21 protein-coding genes are annotated in these 26,094 nt (G+C 39.5%); 10 read left to right on the top strand and 11 right to left on the bottom strand.

All coding sequences use genetic code 11. The features are described from left to right. Window positions 1–1,876 (bottom strand): HYR-like domain-containing protein (locus L2567_RS11115; RefSeq protein WP_235297842.1); only part of this gene is annotated, 1,876 nt, incomplete at its 3' end. A gap of 609 nt (window positions 1,877–2,485) precedes the next feature. Between L2567_RS11115 and L2567_RS11110 the strand changes: the two genes are divergently transcribed. Next, the gene (locus L2567_RS11110; RefSeq protein ID WP_235297841.1) at window positions 2,486–3,049 is read left to right on the top strand and encodes a Crp/Fnr family transcriptional regulator; all 564 of its coding nucleotides are present in this window, start codon (window positions 2,486–2,488) and stop codon (window positions 3,047–3,049) included. 76 nt (window positions 3,050–3,125) lie between these two features. Next, on the top strand, window positions 3,126–3,572 hold the full coding sequence (locus L2567_RS11105) for an SRPBCC domain-containing protein (RefSeq protein ID WP_235297840.1): 447 nt from the start codon (window positions 3,126–3,128) through the stop codon (window positions 3,570–3,572). On the opposite strand, the gene L2567_RS11100 is transcribed toward L2567_RS11105, so the two are convergent. The 6 genes from L2567_RS11100 to L2567_RS11080 all read right to left on the bottom strand — a co-directional run bounded on the left by L2567_RS11100 (window position 3,541) and on the right by L2567_RS11080 (window position 9,334). Then, window positions 3,541–5,340: a tetratricopeptide repeat protein gene (locus tag L2567_RS11100; RefSeq protein WP_235297839.1), complete on the bottom strand. Its 1,800-nt coding sequence runs from the start codon at window positions 5,338–5,340 to the stop codon at window positions 3,541–3,543. The genes L2567_RS11105 and L2567_RS11100 overlap by 32 nt on opposite strands. A gap of 479 nt (window positions 5,341–5,819) precedes the next feature. After that, window positions 5,820–6,746, bottom strand: coding sequence for an energy transducer TonB (locus L2567_RS11095; RefSeq protein WP_235297838.1), 927 nt, complete (start codon window positions 6,744–6,746; stop codon window positions 5,820–5,822). A gap of 4 nt (window positions 6,747–6,750) precedes the next feature. Next, window positions 6,751–7,047, bottom strand: coding sequence for a VanZ family protein (locus tag L2567_RS21315; RefSeq protein ID WP_406626683.1), 297 nt, complete (start codon window positions 7,045–7,047; stop codon window positions 6,751–6,753). 114 nt (window positions 7,048–7,161) lie between these two features. Beyond that, the gene (gcvH, locus tag L2567_RS11090; RefSeq protein WP_235297837.1) at window positions 7,162–7,551 is read right to left on the bottom strand and encodes a glycine cleavage system protein GcvH; all 390 of its coding nucleotides are present in this window, start codon (window positions 7,549–7,551) and stop codon (window positions 7,162–7,164) included. Window positions 7,552–7,562: 11 nt separating this feature from the next. Then, window positions 7,563–8,870 (bottom strand): citrate (Si)-synthase, encoded by a 1,308-nt coding sequence (locus L2567_RS11085; RefSeq protein ID WP_235297836.1) that lies wholly within the window; start codon window positions 8,868–8,870, stop codon window positions 7,563–7,565. A 59-nt stretch (window positions 8,871–8,929) separates the two neighbouring features. After that, window positions 8,930–9,334 carry a hypothetical protein gene (locus L2567_RS11080; protein WP_235297835.1) on the bottom strand — a complete coding sequence of 135 codons (405 nt, stop codon included), beginning with the start codon at window positions 9,332–9,334 and terminating at the stop codon, window positions 8,930–8,932. Between the two features lie 307 nt (window positions 9,335–9,641). On the opposite strand from L2567_RS11080, the gene L2567_RS11075 reads away from it, so the two are divergent. The 8 genes from L2567_RS11075 to L2567_RS11040 all read left to right on the top strand — a co-directional run bounded on the left by L2567_RS11075 (window position 9,642) and on the right by L2567_RS11040 (window position 19,768). After that, on the top strand, window positions 9,642–10,217 hold the full coding sequence (locus L2567_RS11075) for a DUF3109 family protein (RefSeq protein WP_235297834.1): 576 nt from the start codon (window positions 9,642–9,644) through the stop codon (window positions 10,215–10,217). 143 nt (window positions 10,218–10,360) lie between these two features. Next, entirely contained in the window at window positions 10,361–12,478 is a 2,118-nt protein-coding gene (locus tag L2567_RS11070) for a peptidylprolyl isomerase (protein ID WP_235297833.1), read from the top strand. A 138-nt stretch (window positions 12,479–12,616) separates the two neighbouring features. Beyond that, entirely contained in the window at window positions 12,617–13,255 is a 639-nt protein-coding gene (locus L2567_RS11065; RefSeq protein WP_235297832.1) for a toxin-antitoxin system YwqK family antitoxin, read from the top strand. Continuing rightward, entirely contained in the window at window positions 13,245–14,282 is a 1,038-nt protein-coding gene (gene porQ, locus L2567_RS11060) for a type IX secretion system protein PorQ (RefSeq protein ID WP_235297831.1), read from the top strand. The genes L2567_RS11065 and porQ overlap by 11 nt, the downstream gene beginning before the upstream one ends. Window positions 14,283–14,347: 65 nt before the next feature. Then, window positions 14,348–14,509: a hypothetical protein gene (locus L2567_RS11055; RefSeq protein ID WP_235297830.1), complete on the top strand. Its 162-nt coding sequence runs from the start codon at window positions 14,348–14,350 to the stop codon at window positions 14,507–14,509. 487 nt (window positions 14,510–14,996) lie between these two features. After that, window positions 14,997–15,356 (top strand): alpha/beta hydrolase family protein, encoded by a 360-nt coding sequence (locus L2567_RS11050; RefSeq protein ID WP_235297829.1) that lies wholly within the window; start codon window positions 14,997–14,999, stop codon window positions 15,354–15,356. Window positions 15,357–15,668: 312 nt separating this feature from the next. Beyond that, window positions 15,669–18,602, top strand: a complete 2,934-nt coding sequence (locus L2567_RS11045; protein ID WP_235297828.1) for an ATP-binding protein — start codon at window positions 15,669–15,671, stop codon at window positions 18,600–18,602. 2 nt (window positions 18,603–18,604) lie between these two features. Beyond that, on the top strand, window positions 18,605–19,768 hold the full coding sequence (locus L2567_RS11040) for an acyltransferase family protein (RefSeq protein ID WP_235297827.1): 1,164 nt from the start codon (window positions 18,605–18,607) through the stop codon (window positions 19,766–19,768). Between the two features lie 135 nt (window positions 19,769–19,903). On the opposite strand, the gene L2567_RS11035 is transcribed toward L2567_RS11040, so the two are convergent. The 4 genes from L2567_RS11035 to L2567_RS11020 all read right to left on the bottom strand — a co-directional run bounded on the left by L2567_RS11035 (window position 19,904) and on the right by L2567_RS11020 (window position 26,009). Further along, entirely contained in the window at window positions 19,904–20,323 is a 420-nt protein-coding gene (locus L2567_RS11035; RefSeq protein ID WP_235297826.1) for a hypothetical protein, read from the bottom strand. 497 nt (window positions 20,324–20,820) lie between these two features. Continuing rightward, complete coding sequence (locus tag L2567_RS11030; protein ID WP_235297825.1) at window positions 20,821–21,393, bottom strand: c-type cytochrome; 573 nt, start codon at window positions 21,391–21,393, stop codon at window positions 20,821–20,823. Window positions 21,394–21,489: 96 nt separating this feature from the next. Next, a complete protein-coding gene (locus L2567_RS11025) occupies window positions 21,490–22,806 on the bottom strand; it encodes a glycine-rich domain-containing protein (RefSeq protein ID WP_235297824.1) in 1,317 nt (438 codons plus the stop codon). 47 nt (window positions 22,807–22,853) lie between these two features. Next, window positions 22,854–26,009 (bottom strand): hypothetical protein, encoded by a 3,156-nt coding sequence (locus tag L2567_RS11020; RefSeq protein ID WP_235297823.1) that lies wholly within the window; start codon window positions 26,007–26,009, stop codon window positions 22,854–22,856. Window positions 26,010–26,094 lie beyond the last annotated feature (85 nt).

The raw sequence follows: 26,094 nt of genomic DNA, 5'->3' as shown, positions 1-26,094 counted from the left end.
TTGCAGTGAGATTAACAGGCGGCGGTAGATCTGCAGCACAGTCCAAAGTGAGATCAGCAGGAGCCGCTGGTGCGACTGGAGCTGTTTTATCTTCTACAATGATCGTCTGACTTACTGAAGAAGTATTACCACAAGTGTCTGTAAATGTCCAGGTACGAACCATGGTAAAATCATTCAAGCAACTTCCAGGTAATATTAGAGTATCTGGTGACACTGTGATATCACCATCACAATTGTCGGTTGCAGTAAGATTAACAGGCGGCGGCAGATCTGCAGCACAGTCCAAAGTGAGGTCAGCAGGTACGTCTGGTGCGACTGGACTAAGAGTGTCTATGACAGTAATAGTCTGGGTCACTAAAGTCGAGTTACCAGCTTCATATGTAAATGTCCAAGTTCTTTCCAAAAGAAAATCATTGAGGCAGCCACCCGGTGTTATTTGAGTAGAAGGCGAGACAGTAATGTTACCATCACAATTATCAGTGGCTGTCAGTGTCATCGGCGTCGGCACATCGTCAGCACATAGCAAAAGAAGATCAGATGGTGCCGAAGGAGGAATGGGAGATTCTTCATCAGGTTGATCGCTAATCTCAATCGACAAATTGGTAAAGCATCCTGTAGCAGAATCATCAACTCTTAAGTTGTATATTCCAGACGAAAGACCTGAAATATTTAGAGAGTTAGCGCTAAAATTGGGGCCGGACCATAAATATTCCAGAGTTGCCAGGTCTGAATAATCCACGATTTCAACCGTAATAGATCCGCCATTAGGATTACTACAAGTAGTATGAGTGACATCAATTACATTTGCTTGTAAAGGACACAGCACATTTATTATCACTGATCGGTAGGCTTGTATACCCACATTATCCTGAGCAAGAAAATTAATCACATATGTACCAACCTGATCGACCGCCGGAGTCCAACTAAAAGTGGATTGAGCGGATCCGTTAACGGCAGATACAATAGGAAAACTTGGAGTCATAGTAGCGCCTACTGGAAGACCTACTGACAATAAAGATGTAGTCTGGTTTGCATCAGGGTCAATAGCTTCCACAATAAAATCCACAGCATTTCCAGGAGGAGTTGCTGTAAAAACCTGGCCTTCTATTGGGGTATCACCGATAAAACTAGGAGGCAATGAAGGGCCCACCATTGCAATTGTAAAATCAACCGGCGTTTTGGTTTTTCCATCTTCAATCATAACTTGAATAGCAAATCGCTGACCAATCAATCTTCCTACGGTATTCATTGATATTAATCCAGACGGTGACATGGTTAAACCTCCCGGTGCTGGCCGAAGTAAACCTGATTCACTGGGAGAGGCAATCCGATAAGTTATGTCATCATTATCTGGATCAGACGCTGGTATTTGCAAAATAGCCGCTGATGCATTTACAGGGAAATTAATCTCCGAAGGTAGACTGGTTACTGGTGGATTATTTAACGGGGAGCCTACATTAACAATGGTTTGTAGCTGAAAATTTCTATCATTGTTTCCATCCAGCAAATCGCTATCCCGACAGCAATTTGGTGCACTGCTCTTGTAAAAGGCTGTAACAACTCTATTCCCTGATGTGGGATAGGTTTGAGTGAAGGTCCATGAAAAATATACCTGATCATTGGCCTTGTCAAAATTTGTTACAGTTCCACGTATGATTACGATCTGAGGCGATGATCCTGGGCTACCCAAGTCAATTTCACCTAGATTGAATCTATCGCCAATTTGTGCTGTTTCAAGTGGATTATAAAAGAAACCGTACCTGTATTGGCCAGTGAAGGAAAACTCAATACTATTTCCACCAGCCTGTTGCCAGGAGAGATTTCCACCTTCGAAGTGGGTAGCTCTAACATCTGGACTCAGAAGGAAAAGAAACAAAAATGATAATATAAAAATAAAACGATTTGTTTTTAAAGACGATTTGATTTGATGCTGGGACATAGTAATCCCGTTGCATGATTTGTTTTTTACAAAATACATGTTTGATATTTAAGGGTTAATATAAATAGCTATAGCTGTGGTAAATCAGAACTATGCTAATAATAAATTTAAGTCGACTTGTTTAAATTAAATTTAGGCGTTGGTTAAAGAACTAACCACGCTAACTTTTGTCAGATTTGCTGCTCATTGAATTTTTTTTTTAGGGTTAATAATGAAGAAAGATAATCTTTTCTTTTTAAATATTCTACTAAAAGCGCATTTTAAAAGTACAATAAGATTGACTTTGTATGGGATCGAGATTCAAGTATCTTTTAAGCCCTATTCCATCACATATATCAATTTTAACTCACGTATTGAACTACACAAATCCGAGAGGATACGCTTTAATTCATAAATTTCTCGAAGATTAGTTAATCTGGATGGAAATATATGGAGCTATAACTAATGTTTAATCGACTTTTCCTATATCATCACCATAAGAGGTGGAACTAAAGTTTTGAACGTAGATTTGAAAAGAGAGAGATTTAGCGTAACTATGCAAAATCTATGACCGAGCTTACAAACTTCATACAGGCATATTTCCCAATTCCTCTAAATCAAGTAGAGACTTTAGCCAGCTATTTCAAATACAAAACACTGGATAAAGGAGATTTTTTCCTTAAATCCGGAAGTTATTGTAATGAGCTCAGTTTTATTTTAGACGGTCATTTGAGAATTTTTGAAACCGTAGAAGGAAGAGAAGTTACTCAATGGATCTCAAGTCGAGGTGATTTTATTACAGATATCGCGAGTTTAGTCTTTGACCAACCTGGCCGCAGAAATATTCAGGCCCTTAAGTCGGTTGAGTTATACAGTATTTATAAAGAGGATTATGACAGGTTACCTTTAATTATTCCCCATTGGGAGCGAATAGAGAAGCAATTTTTAGCGAAGTGCTTTTTGACTTTGGAAGACCGTATTTTTTCTTTTTTGTCAATGGATTCTGCACAGCGATTTCAGCAAATGTTTGCATACAAGCCAGAGCTCTTTAATGAGGTACCTTTGCATTACTTAGCCTCAATGCTTGGAATGACGCCCGAAACTTTAAGCCGCATTCGTTCAAAAGTTTAAAATCTTGATTTATATCAAGAAGACCAATTTATTTCAGGCCCATCTTTGTGATATTATTAATATTAAATCATAAACAATGGGACATTTAATCCAGACAAAAATTGAAATAAAGGCTTCGAAATCTACCATTTGGAAGGTATTGATGGACACGGCATCTTATCCAAAGTGGAATCCGTTTATCAAGCAAATTCAAGGAAAGATAGCTGAAGGGAACCAGATCAAAGTTGAAATTATAAGCATGACCTTCAAGCCAAAGATTTTAGTGGTGAATCCTGAGAAAGTAATTAAGTGGAGGGGAAGCTTTCTTGTTAAAAACATCATTGATGGAACGCACATGTTCGAAATCATTGACAACGGAGATGGAACCTGTAAATTCCTTCATAGTGAGGCTTTTACTGGAATCTTAGTGGGACTGATGAGCAAGAAGTTAAAAAAAGAGACTCAAGATGGATTTATTGCTATGAATGAAGCATTAAAACAAAGGTGTGAAACTATTGAATCTCATCACCACGCAATTTCCTAAATCGCTTTCGAGCTTCTACGGCATAAGTACTGTTCGAAAATTCAATGAAGAGCTTTTCATAAAGTTCCATTGCTTTGTCAGGTTGGTCGAGGATGACTTCGTACATTTCGGCCAGCTCAAACAATGAATTATCACACCTGATTTCTTCAGGATGCAAGGTTATCACGGCATTATAAGCAATGATGGCCTTGTCATATTCTTTCCGTTGCTTAAAAATATTGGCTTCAAGATATAAAATGTCATCTCTTAATGGGTGAACCACATAACCGTTTTTGATTGAATCTAATTTATTTAAAGCCTCATCATATTTATTTTGAAAGATCAGAAGTTCTGTTTCAGCATACATCTCTAATGGTTTGACAATGGAATCTGTCCCCATGTTATCGAGAATAAATACGCTTCTATCTATAGCATCGTTTGAGATCAGTTTAGATGTGGAAGCCTTCAATATGTCAAATTGAGTCTGTGACCACTCGAAATCGCCGTTGTAATAGCTCAATAATGCATTTTTAAAACGTGCTTTTTCACCCAGAAAGTCCTCTCTGAAATCTTTATCTACTTGTGAATAAAGCAAGGAAGCCTCCCAAATATCGCCGGTCATCAGGTAGTAATCACCGAGATTCAATTTGGCATTGGCCAATATATATTTATTCACACCTTCGAAAGAAATCAAGGAATCCAGCAACTGAATGGCTTCCGGTAGATTGTCCAGATACTCAGCTTTTAGCCTTGCTAACTCGATGACTAAAAAGGCAGATTGTGTGTTAAAACCAATGTTATCTATAAACTCTTTATATTCATTTTCTAAATCTAAAAGATCATCTCTGGTGTAGTCAAAATTACTGGTGATCAGACGACGCTTGTTGGCAAGTTTCTCCCTTTTCGCTTCAAAATAGAATGGAGAAGTTTGATCTTTCTCTTCCAGCAAATATTCGAAAGCATCGATCGCTGTAGGGTAATCTCCGGCATTAGAGGCGACTTGCCCCAGGTTGTAAATTCTAACTCCTGTTTCATTCAGCCTTTTGTCCAGTGCTTTGGCTTGCCTTAGAGCTCTTTTGTAATCTTTTTTCTGAATAAAAGACCACTGCAGTAATTCTGTGTATTCAATGACATCCGGATTTTCCTGAACATTAGCGTAGAGCTGATTGAGTAAAATATCTAGATCTTCTATATCCAGATTCCTTTGAAAAATGGTCTGTACCGTTTTCATTCGCTCAGGTCGCTCTGCTATACTCAAGAGGTAATATTTGATCATCTTTTCCTTATTACCGCTTCGGCGATACAGGTCTCCCAGGTTATATGCGAAAGACTCTCCTTTCGTTAGCAAATTTGTTCCCTTTTCATAGGCAAGGATAGCGTAGTCGTATTTGGCAAGTCCAATAAATGCATTTCCAAGTTGAGTGACAACACTTCGATTGCCGTCCAGCTTAGTAATGGCTTTATCGAATTCAGCTTTAGCTTTGTCCTCCTGCTGCATTCTGTCATACATGTTACCAAGCGTAACATGGAGATGTAGATCATTCGGTCTTTTCTTTAACTGTTTTTTGATGACATCTTCGCTTTCATCGTACAATTCGAGTGAAAGGAGGCAATTGATGTATCGGTTAAAGTAGTAGGAGTTGGTTTTGGATTTTTCAAACAGTTGCTTATAGATTTCAGCTGCTTTTTCGTATTCCCCGGTATTGTAGTATTGATTGGCCAGGCGGGTATCCTGGGCAGACAAGAAAACGCTGACAAATAGGAAAAGGGTACAGATGAAAATTCTCATATTTTAAAAGCTTCTCAGTTTCAAGCAAATACTATTGGGCTAGTACTAGAACGCATTTCTAAGGTTAAAAGTTATGAATATTCCGGGACAAAAAGGGGAATGAGTAATAATTTAGGTGTTTTAGGTCAATGGATGGAGTTAGAATAGGGATTTAACTTCATATAAAGAGCAAAATTTTGTGCCCATTACATCCCATTAAGTAAATAGATTCACTTTTGATTTAACTCAACAAAATGGATTGTAAAATATAGTAAGCTGGAACAGCAATGAATTTCGGGAGTAATTTACTTTATCTCTAAATGGTTGAGAACATCATACTATGCATCAAATTTTCTTTAAGTCGAAAATCAATAGCTTCTTAGAAAAAGTGTCTTTTAAAAGATACCGGAATTTTGCAATCCATGCTTAACCATCGGACATCAAAAAAGGCCTTTCCCTTTCGAGAAAAGCCTTTTTATCATTTCGCTAATTCTATCGAATTAGTCCTGAAGTTTGAATCTTACCGGTAAAGTATAAAGTACCTTAACATTTCGTCCTCTCTGCTTACCAGGAGTCCACTTTTGTGGCAAACTGTTCATGCCCTGTACTACATCCAATGCTGCTTCTCCACAACCTCCTTCCAAATTCCTCACAATCTTTGCATCTGCAACGGATCCATCTTTTTCAACGACAAACTGAATAACAGCCATACCTTCGATACCATTCTCTCTTGCAATTGCAGGATACTTAAGGTTCTTATAAATATACTCCAGCATTTTACCCTTCGCACATTCTTCTTTCTCCTTATCTGTTCCTGAAATATCTTCACATCCCGGGAATCTAGGCATTTGCTCCACTACCTTAAAGATCTCTTCAACCTTAGGCTCTGGTGGCGGAGGTGGTGGCGGAGGTGGTGGCGGAGGTGTATCATCTACAACCACTTCCGGCTCGTCAATAATAGTTTCTTCTGAGATGTCCATGTCTTCGAAGACAGGCTCATCCTCTTCAAGAATTTCTTCTTCCGGCACCTCTTCAATCACCGGTGGCGGTGGTGGTGGTGGCGGTGGTGGTGGTTCTGCGGTTCTAGGAGGAATCTGCTCGATCTCCTCATCGAATTCCAGAGCATCGTCCGGAATAAAAACCTCTTCCTCGTATGAAGTCCAACTGAAAGCCAACAGCATCACTAATAAGGCGGCTAATGCACCGTACTTAAAAGCTGGTCCCGTATAGTTAAAGACGTTAACGTCCGGGTACTTGTTATTTGCCTCTAGCGGAGACGACCATTCTTTGTTTTCATACTTCTCAGTAAGACGACCATCAGATTTAGATCTGAGAACAGCCTTAATAACTTGTACAACAACAATCGTCAAGACAACAAAAGCAAGGATGGCTAGCAAAACACTTGTTCCTGTTAATGCGATATCCATATGCTTAAAATTTAATTTTTAAAATGATCAAACCCAGTAATGAGCCTATAATATTAGCAATAATATCTAGAATGTCAAAAAATCTCGACGGTGAAAGATAATATTGCATTACTTCCATTAATGATCCAAAAAGTATTGAAAAAACAACTGCCACAGCATAATCGTTCCATTTTATCAGCTTGACCTCCTTTAAGTATCTACCCAACAAAATGGTATATATGGCGTATATTAATATGTGAACTATTTTATCGAGCGCCAAACCCGACCCCCAGGAAATAGAAGGAACACTGGAACTTGGCATTAAAGATAAAACAGCTATCGCGATAGTCCATATAATCGCTGCAAAGAGCTTTTTTCCCAATTTTTAAAGAACATTTATTGATAAGATGTAATCAAGTGTGATTTTGGTGTATGGTCAATCCACTAATTCTCTGTAGGCTTCTCCATCCATTAAATCTTCAAGCTCAGATTCATCGCTCATTTCCACCTTAATGACCCATCCTTTCCCATATGGATCTTCATTGATCAACGAGGGATTGTCTCCTTCGTTTTCATCTATCTCTTCATTAAACTCGATGACCTTGCCACTGACTGGCATAAATAGGTCAGATGTTGTTTTAACAGCTTCAACTGTTCCGAATATTTCATCTTTTTCCAGCTCCTCTCCTACAGTCTCTACTTCTACGTAAACCAAATCTCCCAATTCGCCTTGTGCAAAGTCGGTAATTCCTATGGTAGCAATATTGCCTTCCACCTTAACCCATTCGTGTTCTTTCGAATACTTTAAATCATCAGGTATATTCATTGTATTAATTCTTAATCGTTATTTACAAATTCTTTTATCCATTTAGAAGTGACAGACTTAGGCCTTTCCAGTGGAAAACCTAAGGCTCTCGACCAGGTTGTTGCTGCTAAAACTCCAAGTGCCCTGGAAACACCAAACAATACGGTGTAGTATTGGTATTCATCCAAACCATAGTGTACTAAAATGGCTCCTGAATGAGCATCTACATTAGGCCATGGATTGGCAACTTTACCTAGACTATTTAAAATATCCGGTACGACATCAAACAAATCCCACACGATCTGAACGTGGTCTGAATCCTTGATATAATTTTCGGCAAAAGTCTTTTGAGCCATAAATCTGGGGTCCGGCTGACGCAAAACAGCATGTCCGTAACCAGGAATTACTTTTCCTTCATCCAGGGTTTTCTGTACGTATTCCGCCAGTTGTTCTTTTGAAGGTTTCGAAGTGCCCAATTCATCTATCAATTCAAAAATGAATTTAATGACTTCCTGATTTGCCAGTCCATGTAACGGCCCTGCCAATGAGTTCATGCCTCCTGCAAACGAATTATAAACGTCACTCAAAGTCGAATTGATCAAATGAACGGTGTGTGCTGATGCATTTCCTCCCTCATGATCTGCGTGAATGGTCAAATAAAGACGCATCAAACTCTTGAAATCTTCACCTTCTATTCCCAACATGTGGGCATAATTTCCAGCCCAATCCAAAGAATGATCAGGTTTGATATGATTGCCGTCATGGAAACTTCTTCTATAAATATAGGCAGCAACTCTTGGAAGTTTAGCGATCAGATTCATAGAATCCTCATAGCTGGCATCCCAATAATCATTTTTAGACATGCCTTCTGCGTACCGCTGAGCAAATACCGATTCCGTTTGCATCGACATAATCGCAATGGTAAACTGGGTCATGGGGTGCGTATCTTTAGGCAAGGCTTCTATTGCTGCAAAAGTATGCTCAGGAACTTCAGATCTCTTATCCCACTCGTTGCTCAACCATTCTACATCTTCCTGCGTAGGAATTTCATCTACCAACATTAACCAAAACAGGCCTTCAGGTAAAGGCTGTTTATCACCTTTTCTGGAAGGCAATTTTTCTCTTAATTGTGGTATGGAGTATCCTCGAAAACGTATACCTTCCATAGCATCTAACTGAGAAGTTTCCCATACCATACTCTTCACGCCCCTCATTCCGGTGAGTACCTGTTTCAGGTTTACTTCACCAACTTTTACATCTCCTTTTTCTTTTCTGAGCGTTTTCAGCTCCTGCATCAATTCCTGTGACTTTTCTAAAAACTTCTTCTTTAATGGGTCCATAGTTATATTGTATAAGTGATCTACTTTATTCGAAGGAAAAATATAATGAAATGTTCACACTAATGATAAATTCCTATCTGTGCATCCAGGACATCTTGCATACTTGCGTTACTTCTTTTTAATGCTGTGACCTTTTCTGCGTTTGCCTTTCTGGATTTTGATTGGTAGGTATGCCAATGTTTTAATTGGTTTTCATCGAGCATCATCTTGATTGAATGTTCAGTTCCGATGTGAATATTTCTTCTTTTTTCCCTGTACAAATCCTGATCGGTTTGTGCTATAGAAGCGATCTCATCAAGTTGAGCTTGTTTTCTGATCAAAATCTTTGAAAGCTGGGCTCTTTGTTCTGTTTCGATTGCCAATGTTTTGCTAAAAAATTGCATCTCTTCTTGAACTGTACTTTCCTGTCCAAAAGCTCCTGAAAAAGCTAAAACCAGAGCAATAAATGCTAGTATTCTCTTCATGCTGCCAAATTAGTGATTAAGAAATAAAATTCATGTATGAGGTCTATATTTTTATTATTGTAATATGTGGGTTCGCTTTTCGCTATTCCCTTTAAGAGCTGCCGCTCAGCCCTGCAGCCCAGGCTAGCTCTTAAAGGGATGACAAGTCTGTACTCGTTATTCGCAATTAGCTTTAAGCTATTCCCTTTAAGAGCTGCATCTCAGCTGAGCAGCGCAGGCTAGCTCTTAAAGGGATGAGTCCAGAAAGTCATTAAGCATCTCATACTACCGATCGCCCCAGAGTCGTTTCTAATACCACGAAAGAACTATGATAAATATTGACGACAAGTTAATCAGCGACGACGTAGTGGACAAAAACTTCGTCTGCAACCTTGAAAAGTGCAAGGGTGCTTGCTGTTGGGAAGGTGATTTTGGCGCACCATTGACAAGTGCAGAAATAAATACCATCGAGCAATACCTAGATGTAATTAAAGAAGCATTGCCGGAACGTTCTAAAGCATACATTGACCTAAAAACATTCCACCATAAATATGATAAGGACAAATTCGATGGAACTGCCATTCACCCCGATGGTGCGTGTGTGTTCCTAACCGACGAGAAGGGAATTGCCAAATGCGGTATTGAAAAAACGTATTTCGAAGGAAAGCAACCCTTTCGCAAACCCGTATCTTGTCACCTTTACCCTATTCGTGTCAAAAAAGATCAACATACGGGTATTGAGCTGATTAACTATGATAAATGGGATATCTGTAGTGCAGCCTGCAAGTTAGGGGACGAACTGAAAGTTCCGGTTTATCAATTTGCTAAAGAAGCATTGATCAGAAAGTATGGTGAGGAATTTTATGAGCGGTTGGACGATATATATCAACAAATCTATCAATAATTCAAAAAAATGTTACCTTTGCACAGCTTTTTCAAAAGCACAGACATGTACCTGATAATCATTAATTAAGTGATCGAGTAAAAATGGCGAATCACTTCTAACTAAAAGCTTTAACGAGCAGTCGAAAAATAACATAACAACCGATGGCATTAATAGGTAAAATAAGACAAAACTTCTGGTTTGTATTAATTGTACTGGGACTAGCGCTTGCAGCCTTTGTGATCATGGATATGACCTCCGCTAATAGAGGAAACGTAATGAATCCAACCATAGGATCGATCAATGGCAGAGATATCAATGCACAGGAATTTTCAAGAACTGAAAATGTCTTGTCTCAGAATGCACAATCTCAAGACGCTAATCAAAGAAGAGAAAGTGTTTGGGAATACTTTGTAGGTAAAACACTTGCTGAGCAGGAAACTGAGGAATTAGGAATTTCTGTACCTAAAGAAGAACTGAGAGACCTCCAGTTTGGTCAAAACCTAAGTCCGATCATCCAGCAAAGCTTTTATAATCCTAATACTGGACAGATTGACAGACAACAATTGGCACAAATCCAAAATGCAATCAATACCAATACAGGATTGACCCCGGAATTCAGAGCTTTCTGGAGTGTACAGGAAAATCAGGTCATTGCTGACCAACTACAAAACAAATTAAGAAATCTGGTATCTAAAGCAGTATATACTCCTTCGTGGATGGTAGAGCAGCAGAATCAGTTGCAGAACAAGAGAGCTCAAGTGGCATATGTCAGAATTCCATTTGATGCCGTCGAAAATGATGCTGTGGAAGTTACGGATGCTGATATTAAGGCGTACATGAATGAAAGAGCCTACGAATATACCAATGATGATGAAACGCGAGTACTAGAGTATATCTCATTTCCAGTGGAAGCTACTTCTACGGATACTGCCCAGGTTTATAATGACATGGTGGAAAGAGTAGCTACACTTAAAACGACCACGACGGATTCCATATATGCCGTGAATAATGGAGGTGGAATGCCTAGTTTGTATTATGCAATTGAGGACCTGCCAGAGCCTCTGCAAGATACCATAGAACGGATGGAAGTGGGTGATACCTATGGACCATTTTTAGATAACGGTATATATACAGCAGCCAAGTTGGTAGGTCGTCAAGTGGTTCCGGATTCAGTAGAAGCGAGGGTCATTTTCAGACAGGCAGCTTCAACAAATCCAACCTTGGTCGAGACGGCATCTGCTTTTTTAGACAGTTTGGAAAATTTGATCGAGACTGGTGAGGCACAATTTGACTCATTGGCAATGGTTAATAGCCAGGATGGTTCTGCTCAGCAAGGCGGCGACTTAGGTTATGTAACGCAAGGTTTGCTTCCTCCGGTTTTGGATAACATCCTATTTCTGGATGGAAACAATGAAGGTTTATACAGAGCCACGACTCCTCAAGGGTTATTTTTGATCGAAATTACAGATGTAATACGCAGAACCACTGATGATAAATACAGACTGGCTTACATTAATACGACAATTACACCTAGCCAAGAGACACAAGACAGTGTTTTGGATGTAGTGAATGATTTTCTCAGTGATTACAGAACATTGGATGATGCATTGGCAGCTGCCAAAGAGAATGGCTATACTGTGAGAACATCAGCTGCATTAGATGAGAATGACTACAGGGTTGGAAATTTGGTTTCAAGCCAAAGTTCCAGAGATATGGTGAGATGGGCATTTGATGGTTCTACGGAAAAAGGGGATGTGGCTCCTGATTTTTTCAGTTTTACCGATCCGATTGATTATTATACAAACCAGTATGTTATCGTTGGATTAAAAGATATTGTTCCTGAAGGCATGCAGAAAGTTGAAAATGTTAGAGATGAGTTAATGCCATTGGTCAGAAATAAAAAGAAAGGCGAAAAGATAAAGAGTGAGATTTCCGGAACAGATCTTCAGGCTATCGCATCTCAGTACAATACTTCCGTTGATACTTTGGCTGCAGTGACCATGTCCAGCACTCTGATTCCGGCGATCGGTAATGAACCTAAGGTGGTAGCTACCATCTTCAATACGGCTGAAAATAGCGTAGGTGGTCCTGTGATTGGTAACAGTGGTGTCTATATGGTTAAGCCTATAGCTATTGCTGAGCCCGGAAGTGCTACCAATGTTGCCTCTCTAAGAAGTAGTGCTAATCGCCAGAACAGAACCAGAGTCGCTCAGGGTCTGATAGAAGGCATTAGAAAGAATGCAGATGTGGAAGATGGGAGGTATAAATATGGTTTCTAATTCAGCAGATTAGATCTTAAATATAAAGTGATAAAGGGTGATTGCGTTGAGTAATTGCCCTTTTTTGATGAACTTCGATGAGTCGTACCAGTTAAGTGAATACGTTTTAACTCAAGACATACGTTTAAAATTGATAGGATGAGATATCTGACTTTTATATTGTTGGTTTTAATGCTTCAATCCTGCGGCCGTCGTCTGGACGAAGTAGAGATTCGGAATGCAAAGGGTGATGTAGTGGAAAGATTTTACTTAAATCAGGATTCCCTGCGCTTCGGTACTTACACTTCTTTCAATGAACAGGGTGCAGTATTCGAAGAAAGCCAATACAAGAATGGTGAGTTGCATGGTATTCGAAAGATCTATTATCCGGATGGAGCGGTAGAAATTGAGGAGAATTATAAGAAAGGCAGGATGGAAGGGCCGTATTTGACTTATTATAAAAATGGACAAGTCAATTTGGAAGCTCAGTATGTAGACGGAAAGATGGAAGGTACGGTCAAGCGATATTACGACAGTGGAGAATTAATGGAAGAAGTCACTTTTATGGCCAATGAGGAGAATGGTCCGTTTAAAGAGTATTTCAAGAACGGCCAGGTGAAGTGGGAGGGTCAATACAAAGATGGCGACAATGAATTTGGCCTGATTAAAAGTTATAATGAGAAAGGCGAGTTGGTTAAAAAAATGGAATGCGGCAAATATCAAGGAGAGTACATCTGTCAGACTATCTGGACCATTGAAGAAGGTGACAAAGCTTTAGTATTAGAATATGAAGATTAGTTTACAAGTCTTTTTTCTTGTTTTGTTGGTTCATATCGGACAAGCTCAGGTAGGAGGAAGAAACGTTTACGAGTTTTTAAACCTTGCACCATCAGCAAGAATTTCAGCGCTTGGAGACTATGTAATTAGTGTTTACGATGACGATGCTGTAGCGGCATTGTTGAATCCAGCCGCGCTTAATTCTGAGTCACACACGCACATTAATTTCAATCAAACTTTTCATTTCACAGACATTGTCAATGGTTATTTCAACTATGCACATTATTTAGAAAATCATGGTTTGACCCTACATGCGGGACTTCAATACATTGATTATGGAAATTTTGACTTGGCAGATGAATTTGGCGTGATTTCAGGGGAATTTTCGGCAGGAGAACAGTCCTTAATACTTGGCGCGGCAAAAGAATTGAATGAAAATTACTCGATCGGAACCAATTTAAAATTCGTGTTTTCCGGTCTGGAAGCCTATCGTTCGTCAGGGGCTGCACTGGATATCGGAGGAATGTACAGAGTGGAGGAAAAACGGTTTTCAGCTGGTTTTGTGATTCGTAATCTGGGCACACAATTTTCACCTTATGATGAAGTGAGAGAGCCATTTCCCTTTGATGTGGTTGCTGGGTTTAGTAAACAACTAGATCACTTACCCTTACGATTTTCGGTAATTGCACACCATCTTCATAGATGGAACATTAGTTATGACGATCCGAATTTGGAAGATAATCGCTTGTTTAGCAATAGTTTTGCAGTAGGTCTGGACAATTTTTTCCGCCATCTCGTTTTAAATGGGGAGTTTTTGATTGGTAAGGGAGGTCCCCTAAGGCTACGTGTTGGATACAACCACTTTCGAAGAAGGGAATTGGGATTGCAGGATTTTATATCAATTGCGGGCTTCAGTGGAGGTTTCGGGATTAAGGCAAAAAAGTGGCGAGTAGATTATGGATTCAATACCTATCATTTAGCTGGGAGTGTGCACACCTTAAGTTTTGGAACTTCTGTGAGTGCTTTCAAACGTACAAATAGATTGTAAGTTATCAAGCTTAATTTTCAATAATTTTCCTCGATATTGATATCGAAAAGGAGATTTTCAAGCAAATGACTAAATGTAAACGCTCAAATGCTTATCATTGGATTAAAAGTGAAATGACCACTTTTTCAGACTTAATCAACACCTGGAACACCATCAAGTCTCCTATCGAAAAATTTCCTTTACAGGAAACTGAAGTCAAAGCTTTGATTGATAAGCATATCGCCTAAAGAGAAGGAAAATATAGTCAATCTACTGCTGCAGTAATTCAAAAAGGAGATCAAAAAAAACAACCTGGTTCAGCTCTCGGAGTCCTCTCCCCAAGAACACTTTATTCGTCCGGAAGCAGTGACCTTTGAGTCATTAGATGGCTTGACAATTCACGGCCATTTGTTTAGACCCAAATTAAATAATGGTGGAGATATGCCAGCGTTCATATTTATGCACGGAGGCCATATCCGCCAGTGTTGTTAGGCTATCACTATAGTGGATATTATGCAAATGCCTTTTTGTGAATTTCCGGGACGGTATAGGGGATGGTAGAGATTTTCGTAAGGCAGAAGATCAAGGACCGAGAGGTGCCTCTGAGTATAAGGACATTGTAGCTGCGGGTAAGTATTTACAGATCTAGTCGGAGTTAAATCCTGAAAGGATAGGACTGTGGGGTGGATCTTATAGCGGATATCTGACTGCGATGGGACTTGCTAAAATTCTGATTTGATTAAGGCTGGAGTTGATTTTCATAGTGTTTACGACTGGGCCTGGAGTGGTAGAGATTTTAGCCTAGGAGGTGGATGGTGTATAAATGAAGAGTGGATGGATGTGCCTTATCGCTCTTCAACGATTTCAGAGCAGCAATATCGGACTTCGCCTGTATTATTCATCACTGGAGATGACGATCGGAATAAGATGTTCGGACAATCCATTGACCTAAAAAATAAACTTAACAAGCTGGGCGTGCACAATGAGGTACTTGTTTTTCCGGATGAAGTGCATCGATATTTAAGCTATGATAGCTGGTTAAGAGCTTATGAAAGTACAGTTGACTTCTTCGAGCGCTTCCTGAAAGAAGAGTGAAGTCGTTCGCGAACCGGACACGAGCTCGATTTTCTTATAAAAACAGGAGCTTGGGATTTATCTCGAGATGTCAAAAGCTGGGATTTGAAGACAAAACCATAAGATTTATCCCTAGACATTCAAACTTCGGGTTTGAACCCGAGATCTCTGACTTAAAGTCCGAACTCCTATCGCAATGCAATTAATTTACAACCATTTGCAATAAAAGTGTAAATCTCACTTTCAAATCCATCTTACTTTTAATACATCATATTGATTGTTTTAGCTTTTTAGAGTAGACGCTCTGTCAATAATAAATGCTAATTTAAATGCATGAATAGGAACATATACATGGGATCTAGCAAAGGGTTGAAAGCTCCATTATTAGTGTTTATTTTATTTGCACTAAAGAGTGCACCCTATTCAGCCCAAGTCGACAGCACCTATCACATTCTTACTCAGTACCCAGTTCACACTTTAGACCAACACATTAAAATTCTTCCGGATCCAGAAGGCAAGCTAGATATTGAAGAAGTAATCAAAGATACCACACTCTCCTGGAAGCCGCTTAAGAGATCAGAGCTGGAATTTGACCTTCCTTATGTTATTGCCCCTTCTTTAGAAACAAGCCCGGTTTATTGGGGACGACTTCAGGTCATGGCTAAGGATACACTCACGGACTGGATACTAAACCTCGAAGATCGCCTTTTCTATGCTGGCGCATGGGGAAGAGGAAATGGGCGTGTTGACCTGTATGCTTATTCTGACGATCAGCTGCTCTTTCACAAGATGTCAGGGACCAATGTTTTAAATAAAGAAAAGGAATTTCCGAAGGAATGGTACCTGCACAAATTCAAATTCGACATACCTGTAAATAAAACGGTCGATCTATATCTGCGAGTAGAAGAAAACCAGGCGGCAGTATATCCTTTTTTTAATGTCACCTTACGAAAAGAAGGTTTTACTCATTATCACCCACTCAGAAATCCCACCATTGGTAATCAAACTCTATTAGGAGGTGCGGCAATCGTCCTTCTCATATATCACTTAGCACTCTTCTTTTTTCTAAAAGATCGAGTCTACCTAACTTACTCCATTTGGCTTTTTGTAATCTCGATGAACTTCTTTCTTCTTGATCTCAATTACAGTGATCCATTAACCTCTAATTTAATCAGATGGAGATTCACATTCTGGATCATAAACTCCACTTCCAATCTTTTTTTCTTCTGGCTTTTTGGTAAAAGCTTTGTTCGTTCAAAGGAAAAATTTCCCCTTCTGGACAGGTTTCTTATGGCCTATCTCACCCTCTTTCTTCTTCAATTAATTGTTGCCGGATTTATGGCGTTCCACAAGTTCAATGTAGAATTTGGGAGCGTAATCTTCAACATGAAAATGATGGCTGTCTTAGCTTCCATGGGTATGATTTTCTCAGCTGTTTTAATATTTAAAAATGATCGTCTTGCACGATATTTTGGCATTGGTTCATTTTTTGGCATTGGATTTCACCTACTTGGTGCGCTCTGGGGTTTAGGGATCATTCAACTCAACTTCCTTCCTTTTAACTTCGGCACATTCATACTAATGATTGCTATTTCCTTTCTACTGGCTTTTCGCCAGCAACAATTGGCATCTGAACAGACGTCAAGAATGGTAGACGCAGAGAAAGCGAAGGCAGAGGCGGACAGAATTAAAGACCTTGATAATCTAAAGACGAAGTTCTTTTCTAACGTAAGCCACGAGTTTAGAACGCCGATATCCTTGATTTTGGGTCCGCTGGAACAAGCGAAAAGCAAGAACGAGAATAATTCGCAAGAATACATCAACCTGAAGAAAAGATCTTACGATATCATAACAAAGAACGCCAAGCGCCTTCAAAACCTGGTTGATCAATTGCTTGATTTATCTAAGCTAGAAGGCACCCATTTAAAGTTAAAACTCGAAAAAGGGCGGCTTCAGTCCTTTTCTCATTCCATTATCAATGGTTTTGAGAATATGGCGGCAAGAAAGCAGATTCACCTCAATATCACTGGTGGAGAAGAGATCGAAGAAGTATTCTTTGACAGAGATAAGTTGGAAAAAATCATCACCAACCTCATTTCGAACGCGATAAAATACACGCCTGAAAATGGAACTGTTTCTATAAATATATCCGTAGCTCGAGACTATTTTACTTTGGAAGTTAAAGACACTGGAAAAGGAATTTCATCAAGTGAAACCTCTAAAATTTTCGATCGCTTTTACAGAGCAGAAGGAACCGAACAGAAAGGCTCAGGAATCGGTCTGGCCTTGGTTAAAGAACTGGTAGAGCTGCACAACGGCTTTATTCATGTGAACAGTGTTTTGGGCTCTGGGACAAGTTTCAAGGTTAAGATCCCTTGTGCGTTGCATCTTCTCCCCAAGAATGTAACTATTCTAAATGAAAATGTGACCTTATACACTTCTAATCCCCAATTCGGACAGGAGCCCGAATCAATACCGATTTTATTAGAAGAAGATTCGCAACCATCCGTATTGCTCGTAGAAGATAATGAAGACTTATGTCATTTTTTAAGAGATATCGTTTCAGAAAATTACAAAGTGATAGAGGCGGTCAATGGAGAAGAAGGAGAAACCAAAGCCATTCAGCACATTCCCGATATTATCATAAGCGATGTTATGATGCCGAAAAAGGACGGGTTTGCATTGTGTCATGACTTAAAGAATAATTCGAAAACTTCACATATCCCTATTATTCTACTCACAGCTAAGGCAGGTCAAGAGAACAAAATGGATGGTCTTTACCAAGGAGCAGACGCCTATCTCACGAAACCTTTTGATCAGGAGGAATTGATGGTCCGGATAAAAAATCTGATTGATGCTCGCAGGAAACTGTGGGCAAAGTTGAAGGACCTTGATACGTCGATACTTAAAAATATTGATCTCAAATCTGCAGATGACGAGTTTTTAAAAAATGTATTCGAAATAGTACAGAAAAACCTAGACAACGAGCAACTTTCTATCGATGATGTCGCTCAAGAAGTTAATTTCAGTAGATCTCAACTCCATCGAAAGTTAAAGGCCATTATTAATAAGTCCCCGAACCAACTAATCGTAGAAATGCGATTAAACGAGGCTAAGAGAATGTTACAAAAGCGAGCTGGTAACGTGTCGGAAATTGCCTATTCTGTTGGGTATTCTAGTCTTCCGTACTTTACAAAATCTTTCAAAAAGCATTTCGGCATCCTTCCAAGTAAAGTAGCAGGACCAATCACAACAAAGACTGAATAATCATGAAACCCGTTCCACATATTCATAGCCTGACCCCATTAAGAGGCATCGCCGCAATTCTTGTTGCACTCTTCCACTATCACTTGATCATGAGCCCCTTGCTACCTCCAGGAAATACCATGTTCTCGAAATTGTATCTGATGGTAGATTTATTCTTCGTTCTAAGCGGTTTCATTATGTGTCATGTCTATGAGTCGTGGTTCGCGCAAAGGATATCGTCGCGTAAATTTCTAAAATTTATGTCTGCTCGTTTCGCACGATTATACCCGCTGCATCTCTTCACCTTTCTAATCGTACTGATCGTAGGCGTGGCGCTGCGAAACTCCGTGGATATGTCACAGGTTCCGGGTGTATTCGATATGATCACTGATTACACGGCCATACCTTTCGTGCTTACACTTACTCATGCATGGGGAAGTCATCTAGAAGCAACATGGAACACGGTTTCCTGGTCGATCAGCGTGGAATGGTTTCTATACTTACTATTCCCTATCATCATTCTCATTCAGCATAAAATAAAGCATCATGGAATCTGGCTCTGGGCGATTACAGGGCTTACATTATTATTTATTGTCGCCTATATTTTCGAGCCTAATCATATTGCAACTATCTACGCTGAGCGAGGATTACCTCCGCAGGCACTCGCTGGACACTCAAAGAATAGCATAGATGTCATTACTGGATCAGCTTTGCTCAGAGGCTTGGGTGGCTTTCTGATCGGTGTTTCAGCGTACCAGTTATATAGGAATAGGATAGGAATGAGATGGCTGAAGAGTGGATGGATATTCGTGGGGGTATGGTTATTTTTATTTTTATTTTGGTCAATGAATCAGCTCCTCGATCCTTTCGCAGTGCTCTTATTCGGAGTATTAATTTTGAACTCAGCCTATATGGAAGGCTCTGTGAAGAAGGTGCTAAATAGTCAAGTATTTACTTTTCTGGGAGATATATCTTATTCTATATATCTATGCCACATGATGATTTTTCTATGTTATAATTGGATTTGCATGATGAAAGGAACAAAGTCTTTTCCCCTAGAAGATACACTATTGAATAACTGGATAGAGGTGAGTATCTTTCTGCTGGTGACCATTATCACTGCCACATTGACCTATAACCTTGTAGAAAAACCTGCGAGAAAGTGGATGAATAACAAATTTCGGTGACCTTCCTTACTTTCACAAGATAGAATTCATCGATGAATACGAAATAATCCGAAGTGAATGATATCGGTCCTAAAGGACTGACCTCATAATGTATTCGAGTGTAATGACATCTCCTGCTTCGAAGGTAAAGCTTTTCTACAATGCCCTGGAACCAGGCACAAATGCAATACTAACCTGATCACTGAATCGATCGATATTCTGCCTTACCTTGGTAAGCCTTTGTTCCCATACATCGTTAACGATGATGTCTAATACCCCCTCGCAATCGTATCTAATTTCAGGATCTGTAATGTCATAGGTCGCTTCCTGAAAAGGTTTCATATGTACGGAAATAGAGAGAATATAAGTGCCATCTTCAGGGATAACGATCGTAGTGCCTAAGTCATTAATTACATTCCTATTAGCGAACTGGCCACCTAAGTTATCGTATAGTAAATAATTATTATTGCCGAAGAGAATCCAATCTGAACCATCGAACCCTTCGAACCGCTTAGTATTCTGGTCATATCTTATCGTCCCCATTTCAGGAGATCGACTATCATTTGCGATTTTCACCTTGCCGTATACTTCCAGCTTCTGAGTAAAGTAGAAGCGCCCACTCCCACATATCCGTCAGGAGTCACTTTAAAGTGATCCGGAAATTTCGAAAAGTCGGAAAAGCTGCTAGAAATCCTGAATGTATACAGAGCTGAGAAGAGCAAGAAAGGATTTCTATCCAGATTTCTACCACCGAAGAAACGTATGAAATAATTGCTTTCTGGAGTTGCGATAAGTAATTCTCCACCGGCAAGGTTGTTATCAGTACCTCTAATTTCTAGTGTTGCTTAGGGAGTGAGCGTATTAATTCCCACTTTATCCTGGCAGAAAAGGCTTACAGAGATCGATATGGATAGCATTGCTAGAAAATACTTCATAGTTCGTAATATTTCTACAGCAAACTAATAAGTATTGATACATCTTTTAATAGAGAATTAGTCTATGTTCATTCGTAACTAGTGAAGTTGCCATTTCGATGATTTTAAGGGGACGCGACGAACTTCTGCATTCTCGTTTTATAGCTTATCCAAGGGAATAAAAGCAGGTACCACATTCTTAACAGGCTTCGTAGACTGAAGATAGGCGTAGAGACTCTCCACATCTTCATCGGTCATATGGACATAATCCCTCCAGGGCATAGGCGGCATGACCATCCTGGAGTTTTCTAAGCCCTTATGCTTCCCTTCTCGCATGGATCTCTTAAAGTGATCCAGCGTCCACAACCCGATTCCTGTATCATCAGAGGTAATATTAGCACTGTAGGAAATACCCCATGGCCCTAAGCGAGCGGTATGATCCATATTGCTAGCTATCAGTCCTAGAGCAACGATATCAGGGCTCATCTTAGGCATGGGAGCTTTCGAATTATGACCGGAGAGCCATAGAGTCTCGTCTTTAACTGGTCCGTGATCCGTCATTCTTTTGGGAGTATGGCAGTGGGCGCATCCGTAGGTCATTACCAGGTATTTTCCGTGTGCGATTTTTTCATTGTTATCCTTAGTAGCATTCGGATTAGAGAGGAAGGAAAAACTCATCAAAGCTGCAATTATGATTATTGATAATCCCAGAAGTATTTTAATATTTTTCATTTAGTAAATTTTTGATAATTGAATAAATCAAAAGTAGGTCGAGTAAGCTCAGGAGGATTTTACCTTTAGGTCAATATTTGTAAAATTTGTCGCATATCAATACTCATTCCATCTTATTACCACCAGCCCATCTCCACCATTGTTGCTGAATTGGTTTCCACCTCCACCGCCTCCTCCAGGAGATAGACCGTTGCTACCCTGATTATGGGTCATAGATGTCCCTTGTAGGATGACCACATCACCTTTACCTCCATTTGGTGATGAATTTGGAGAATTACCTCCATTGCCCATCGTTTCTTTACTAACGCCTGAATAAATAGGAATGGTAACATTGGCATAACCATTACTTCCTGGAAGGACAGAAGCACTTAGAAATGGGGGATCCACGGCATAAATACCTCTCTCTCCGAATGTCATAGCGGTTGCACCACCACCTCCACTCGCTGCCGCATAAACACTAGGACCACTAATGATAGTATTCCCACCAGGTGAGGCACTTTGCGTAGCTCCACTGCTCACTCCTGAGCCACCTGCACCAGTAGCTATATTCATTACGTCCCCTTCTGTGACAGAGAAAACAGCCTTTGCATACCCTCCGGATCCACCGCCACCACCTAAGGCTCCTCCTCCACCTGCACCCCATATTTCGACCATAATCTCAGTGACGCCTACTGGAACCTTCCACGTGGAAATGCCAGCTATGGAAAAGCTGAGAAATCGATTGTATTTACAAGGGTCAGCCCATGAAATATTCCCATTAGTATTAGTGGTAAGGATTTGTCCGGGTGAACCGCTAGTGTTACCCGCAGTAATTCCACCTGTAATTTTGATATTGCCATCCACTTCCAGTCTGTCTTCAGGTAAATGGTTTTCATCAAAGCCAATAAAGACATTAGGAGTCTCCATCCTAATAACATCTGGTATAGGAGAAGACCAACTAGATCCAAATACCATAGCATTATTATCAAATATTCGTAATTTAGTCTGTCCCTGATTTCGAAGATTTAAGGGGTCTGTATCAGGTAACGAGTTCAACTGAAAAGTGGCACCAGGATTAGAAGTATTCACTCCAAACCTTCCATGTCCAGTGAAGGAGCCTATGTTTCCAAAATTACTTTTAAAGATGTGGAATCTTGCTAATGAAGAATCAGGATGAGGATTCCCTGCTAAAGTGAAATTCTGACTACTGGCGTCGTTTGTAAACATAATCCTACCGAATTCAGAGTCTGCTTCGTGGATATTTAATTGAGGAGAATTGCCATTAGAATTGGTAGTAGCTTTTACTGTGCCTACTACCGTTAGTTTTTCATCAGGACTAGTCGTTCCTATTCCTACATTTTGGGCATTTACAGATGCGAAAAGTAAAATAATTAATGATAATAAAATCAGTTTTCTTAACATGTTACTAGGCATAGATTTGTGATTCTTTTTTGTTTAGGTCAATGTATTATATGTAATTGCTACTTTTTTACCGATATCATTCCATTGTTCACTAATTTTGATTTGGTATCTAGTGAAATAGAGACCTCTTCAGTCTGATTCAAAGGCATAAAGTTGATTTCGCCATTGTTAAGAAGTGTACCTTCCTTAATGTCAATCGAAACTTTAGATGGCCACGCCTCATAAAAGTTCATCTCTGCATTAGGCTCTATGGTAATTAGGGCAGCTGTAACATTTAGCGAGGCAACATTGACCTGAGAACCACTACTAATCACGGCATCCTCCTGAGGATCGAAATGTACATCATGACATTCTAGTGGTGTACCGGAAATATCCCAGTTCTTGCTATTGCTCCAGTCTCCGTCACCTGCGAGACCGATCCAGTTCACGTCAGAGGTAAAGCACAGAGGGTCTAGAATGAGGTAATAGTCATTATCCTGTTTCGCAATCGACCAGTCATGCACAGGAACTGGAAGTGCGGTGCTAGAAAAATTATTTGTACTTCCAGACTGAAAACTTATCAGTTGATATGAGGTGTTAGCAGGTGGGGTATAGTTTTCATCTAACAGCACTTCTATACTACCGTCTATTTGTGAAAGAAAAGTTGCAGTCATCAAGTCATGTCCTAATAGACTATTAGTGCCTTCAGCTCCTTTAATATTGAAAAGTAGCCTGGAAGTGGAAGCTAAATCTAACGCTCCAGTTATAGTAAGTGAGCCTATAGAATCTCCGGGATTAATAATTCCAGAATTTTTCAAAGTAGGCGTAAAGATATCGCCTCCACCTAAGAGGGTAGCACTTTGTAAATTGCTAAAGGTATTGCCTAAATCCGAAATACCATTTTCAGTGAAAGTCCCCGAATTAGTGATTGCGTTAACACCTACCCCGGAAGAACCTTCTAGGTTATAAATTCTTAAAATAGCATCCGTCGAATTAACAAATTGCCCCTCGTTCCAAATTCCTCGAATTCCTACTTCTTGTCCTCGGTCGATATGTAGGAGACCTTCATTATTAATTGTTCCTATGTTCCGTATAAAATCGTCGCTCTGCACATCTCGGAGCTGAAGAGCACCTTGATTATTTAAAATGCCTCCCGGGAATATAAAAAGTGCAGTAGCGCCATTATCAATATTATAATCTCTATTTATTCTTAACTCGTTTCCCGATGGAATCGTCAATTCGCAATTCCCATTTATCGTTAGTTTAGAAATTGCTGCACTGTTAACATCAAAAACGATCTCAGGCCGATTCCCTATATCAATTCCTGCAAGTACCACTTCTTCACATGGTAAAGGTGGTCGACCTAAACTCCATTTACTCCCATCCGACCAATTGCCGGAGAGTCCATCATATTCATTTATTCTAGATGAAGTACCACAAGGCGAGTACGCAAATTTTACTCTATTAGGATCAGCATAACTTATTCGATGATTTGTCAAGGTTATATTTGCATTCACCGATTCAAAAAATCCAGACCTGTTCCCTTCATGGATGATCAGATCATAGTCTTCAGCTATTGGTATTGTATTGCCAAAAGCAACATGTATAGTACCGAAGCTTTTAAGGTCACCTGTTACGTGCAAAGCATTAAGAAACGTTGAGTAAGTTCCGGGCTTTTTTAATTCTAGATTTCCATCTATTTCTATTGTATTACTGGTGGGTTCTAAATTAAAATACCCCGAACTTATTAAAGTACCGTTTTGAAGGTTGACCTGACCTCTTAAGTTGAATGTGGCTGGCAGAATATTGGATATATTGGCTCCATCTGATGTGATATTTATAATGCCATCACAGTAAAACTGGGAATCTCCCCAATTGTAAATAGCGATATCTCCGGACGCTAAGGAGATGTTTAGCCTCCCTTCATTTTCGAAAACGGCATCAGGGCTTTCTGCACCAGCTTTAAGGTTTCTCAGCCCTATACCATCTGCATTTGTAATGGTGATAACACCTGTTTCATAGTTAGAGGTTCTATTAAGATTTCTAAAGCTTTCATTCCCGCAATCTTTAACAGTTATAAGTCCATAGTTGAAAATATCCCCTGAGTTATTAATACCGCTTAGATTAGCATCTGTAATAACACAAATTCCCTGATCATAGTTATAAAAGTTAGCACTTGGATTCGTACCCATTCCAGTCTGATAACCCGTCACGCTTAATTTGTAATAATTTCTTAAGAAACCGGCGAATCGAAGAGAAAGTCCAGTTCCGCTTAAACTTTCATCTCCCTCTAAGTTTACAGTACCGTAGTTATTAAATGAACCAGGAGTACTAGAATTTCCAACTTGTATGCCATTAGCCAGGGTGATGATGATGCTACCACTACTCTGATTTTCGAATTCACCTAAAATTGTAATGGACTTTGATCGCTGTAAGCCACCAGAAATTCGAATGATGCCACTATTGTTTGCGATTGAATTCTGATTGATAAAAAGTATATTATTAGATGTAGGATATTCTATGCTCGCATCTATTTCACCAAAATTGTAAAAATAGGATGTGGACGATGGACTTTCTATAATGATGCCCGCGAGCTGTATTTCATCTCTTAAATAAAGCTTACCTGTGGTCTGATTGTAAAATTCACCTTGATTTACAATTGCTGTTCCAGTTATCCGGTCCATTTCTAAAGTTCCAGAATTGATGAATTGGGCACCTAATCGAATCCTTATAGCTTCGCTAGTATTGGTCGCAAAGTTGCTCGAATTAAGCACAAGGTCGGTTATCCTGCAGATCGCATTCGATGAGTTTACAAAAGATCCTTGTATATCAATAGCCTCCTGCTCTGTCTGCGAATTCAAATTTTTGATTTCAAGCAATCCCTCATTTCGAAATAATGTGCCATCAGGAATAAACAAAAGGTCATTACCCATCTCTAACTGACCATCAATAATCAAGCTACCTTTAGGTTCGATGGTAATTCCATCTAGCGTTCCGAAAATTCGTAGTTGCTTGCATTTTGCTTCTACCGTATTTCTAATGATAATGGTGTAATTATAAACACCATTAATCGTTACGATGTCATTCTCATTGGGTACTCTCGAAAGATCCCAGTTGGCTTCATTGTACCAATCATTATTTAGACCATTTCCTGTCCAGGAAATCGCAAAATTTGTATTTATAATACAGAAGAAAAGAAGAGTTATCAGCAAACTTTGTTTTTCAATATTTCTCATTTGATATTTTTTGTCAATGTTGTTGTAGTCAAGGTCATATATCTTTAGGCTCCTGCTTTTTATTATGAGCTTAAATGATGTTTCA

The organism is Portibacter marinus (assembly GCF_021533195.1).
Lineage (GTDB): Bacteria > Bacteroidota > Bacteroidia > Chitinophagales > Saprospiraceae > Portibacter > Portibacter marinus.
The sequence above is the reverse complement of the archived record's forward strand: the minus strand, read 5'-3'. Positions and strand labels throughout refer to the sequence as shown.

Coding starts and splice junctions, on each gene's coding strand:
- L2567_RS11110 (WP_235297841.1), top strand. CDS start 2,486: ATGACCGAGCTTACAAACTTCATACAGGCATATTTCCCAATTCCTCTA.
- gcvH (WP_235297837.1), bottom strand. CDS start 7,551: ATGAATATACCTGATGATTTAAAGTATTCGAAAGAACACGAATGGGTT.
- L2567_RS11025 (WP_235297824.1), bottom strand. CDS start 22,806: ATGCCTAGTAACATGTTAAGAAAACTGATTTTATTATCATTAATTATT.
- L2567_RS11105 (WP_235297840.1), top strand. CDS start 3,126: ATGGGACATTTAATCCAGACAAAAATTGAAATAAAGGCTTCGAAATCT.
- porQ (WP_235297831.1), top strand. CDS start 13,245: ATGAAGATTAGTTTACAAGTCTTTTTTCTTGTTTTGTTGGTTCATATC.
- L2567_RS11040 (WP_235297827.1), top strand. CDS start 18,605: ATGAAACCCGTTCCACATATTCATAGCCTGACCCCATTAAGAGGCATC.
- L2567_RS11100 (WP_235297839.1), bottom strand. CDS start 5,340: ATGAGAATTTTCATCTGTACCCTTTTCCTATTTGTCAGCGTTTTCTTG.
- L2567_RS11075 (WP_235297834.1), top strand. CDS start 9,642: ATGATAAATATTGACGACAAGTTAATCAGCGACGACGTAGTGGACAAA.
- L2567_RS11055 (WP_235297830.1), top strand. CDS start 14,348: ATGACTAAATGTAAACGCTCAAATGCTTATCATTGGATTAAAAGTGAA.
- L2567_RS11070 (WP_235297833.1), top strand. CDS start 10,361: ATGGCATTAATAGGTAAAATAAGACAAAACTTCTGGTTTGTATTAATT.
- L2567_RS11085 (WP_235297836.1), bottom strand. CDS start 8,870: ATGGACCCATTAAAGAAGAAGTTTTTAGAAAAGTCACAGGAATTGATG.
- L2567_RS11045 (WP_235297828.1), top strand. CDS start 15,669: ATGAATAGGAACATATACATGGGATCTAGCAAAGGGTTGAAAGCTCCA.
- L2567_RS21315 (WP_406626683.1), bottom strand. CDS start 7,047: ATGCCAAGTTCCAGTGTTCCTTCTATTTCCTGGGGGTCGGGTTTGGCG.
- L2567_RS11095 (WP_235297838.1), bottom strand. CDS start 6,746: ATGGATATCGCATTAACAGGAACAAGTGTTTTGCTAGCCATCCTTGCT.
- L2567_RS11020 (WP_235297823.1), bottom strand. CDS start 26,009: ATGAGAAATATTGAAAAACAAAGTTTGCTGATAACTCTTCTTTTCTTC.
- L2567_RS11030 (WP_235297825.1), bottom strand. CDS start 21,393: ATGAAAAATATTAAAATACTTCTGGGATTATCAATAATCATAATTGCA.
- L2567_RS11080 (WP_235297835.1), bottom strand. CDS start 9,334: ATGAAGAGAATACTAGCATTTATTGCTCTGGTTTTAGCTTTTTCAGGA.
- L2567_RS11065 (WP_235297832.1), top strand. CDS start 12,617: ATGAGATATCTGACTTTTATATTGTTGGTTTTAATGCTTCAATCCTGC.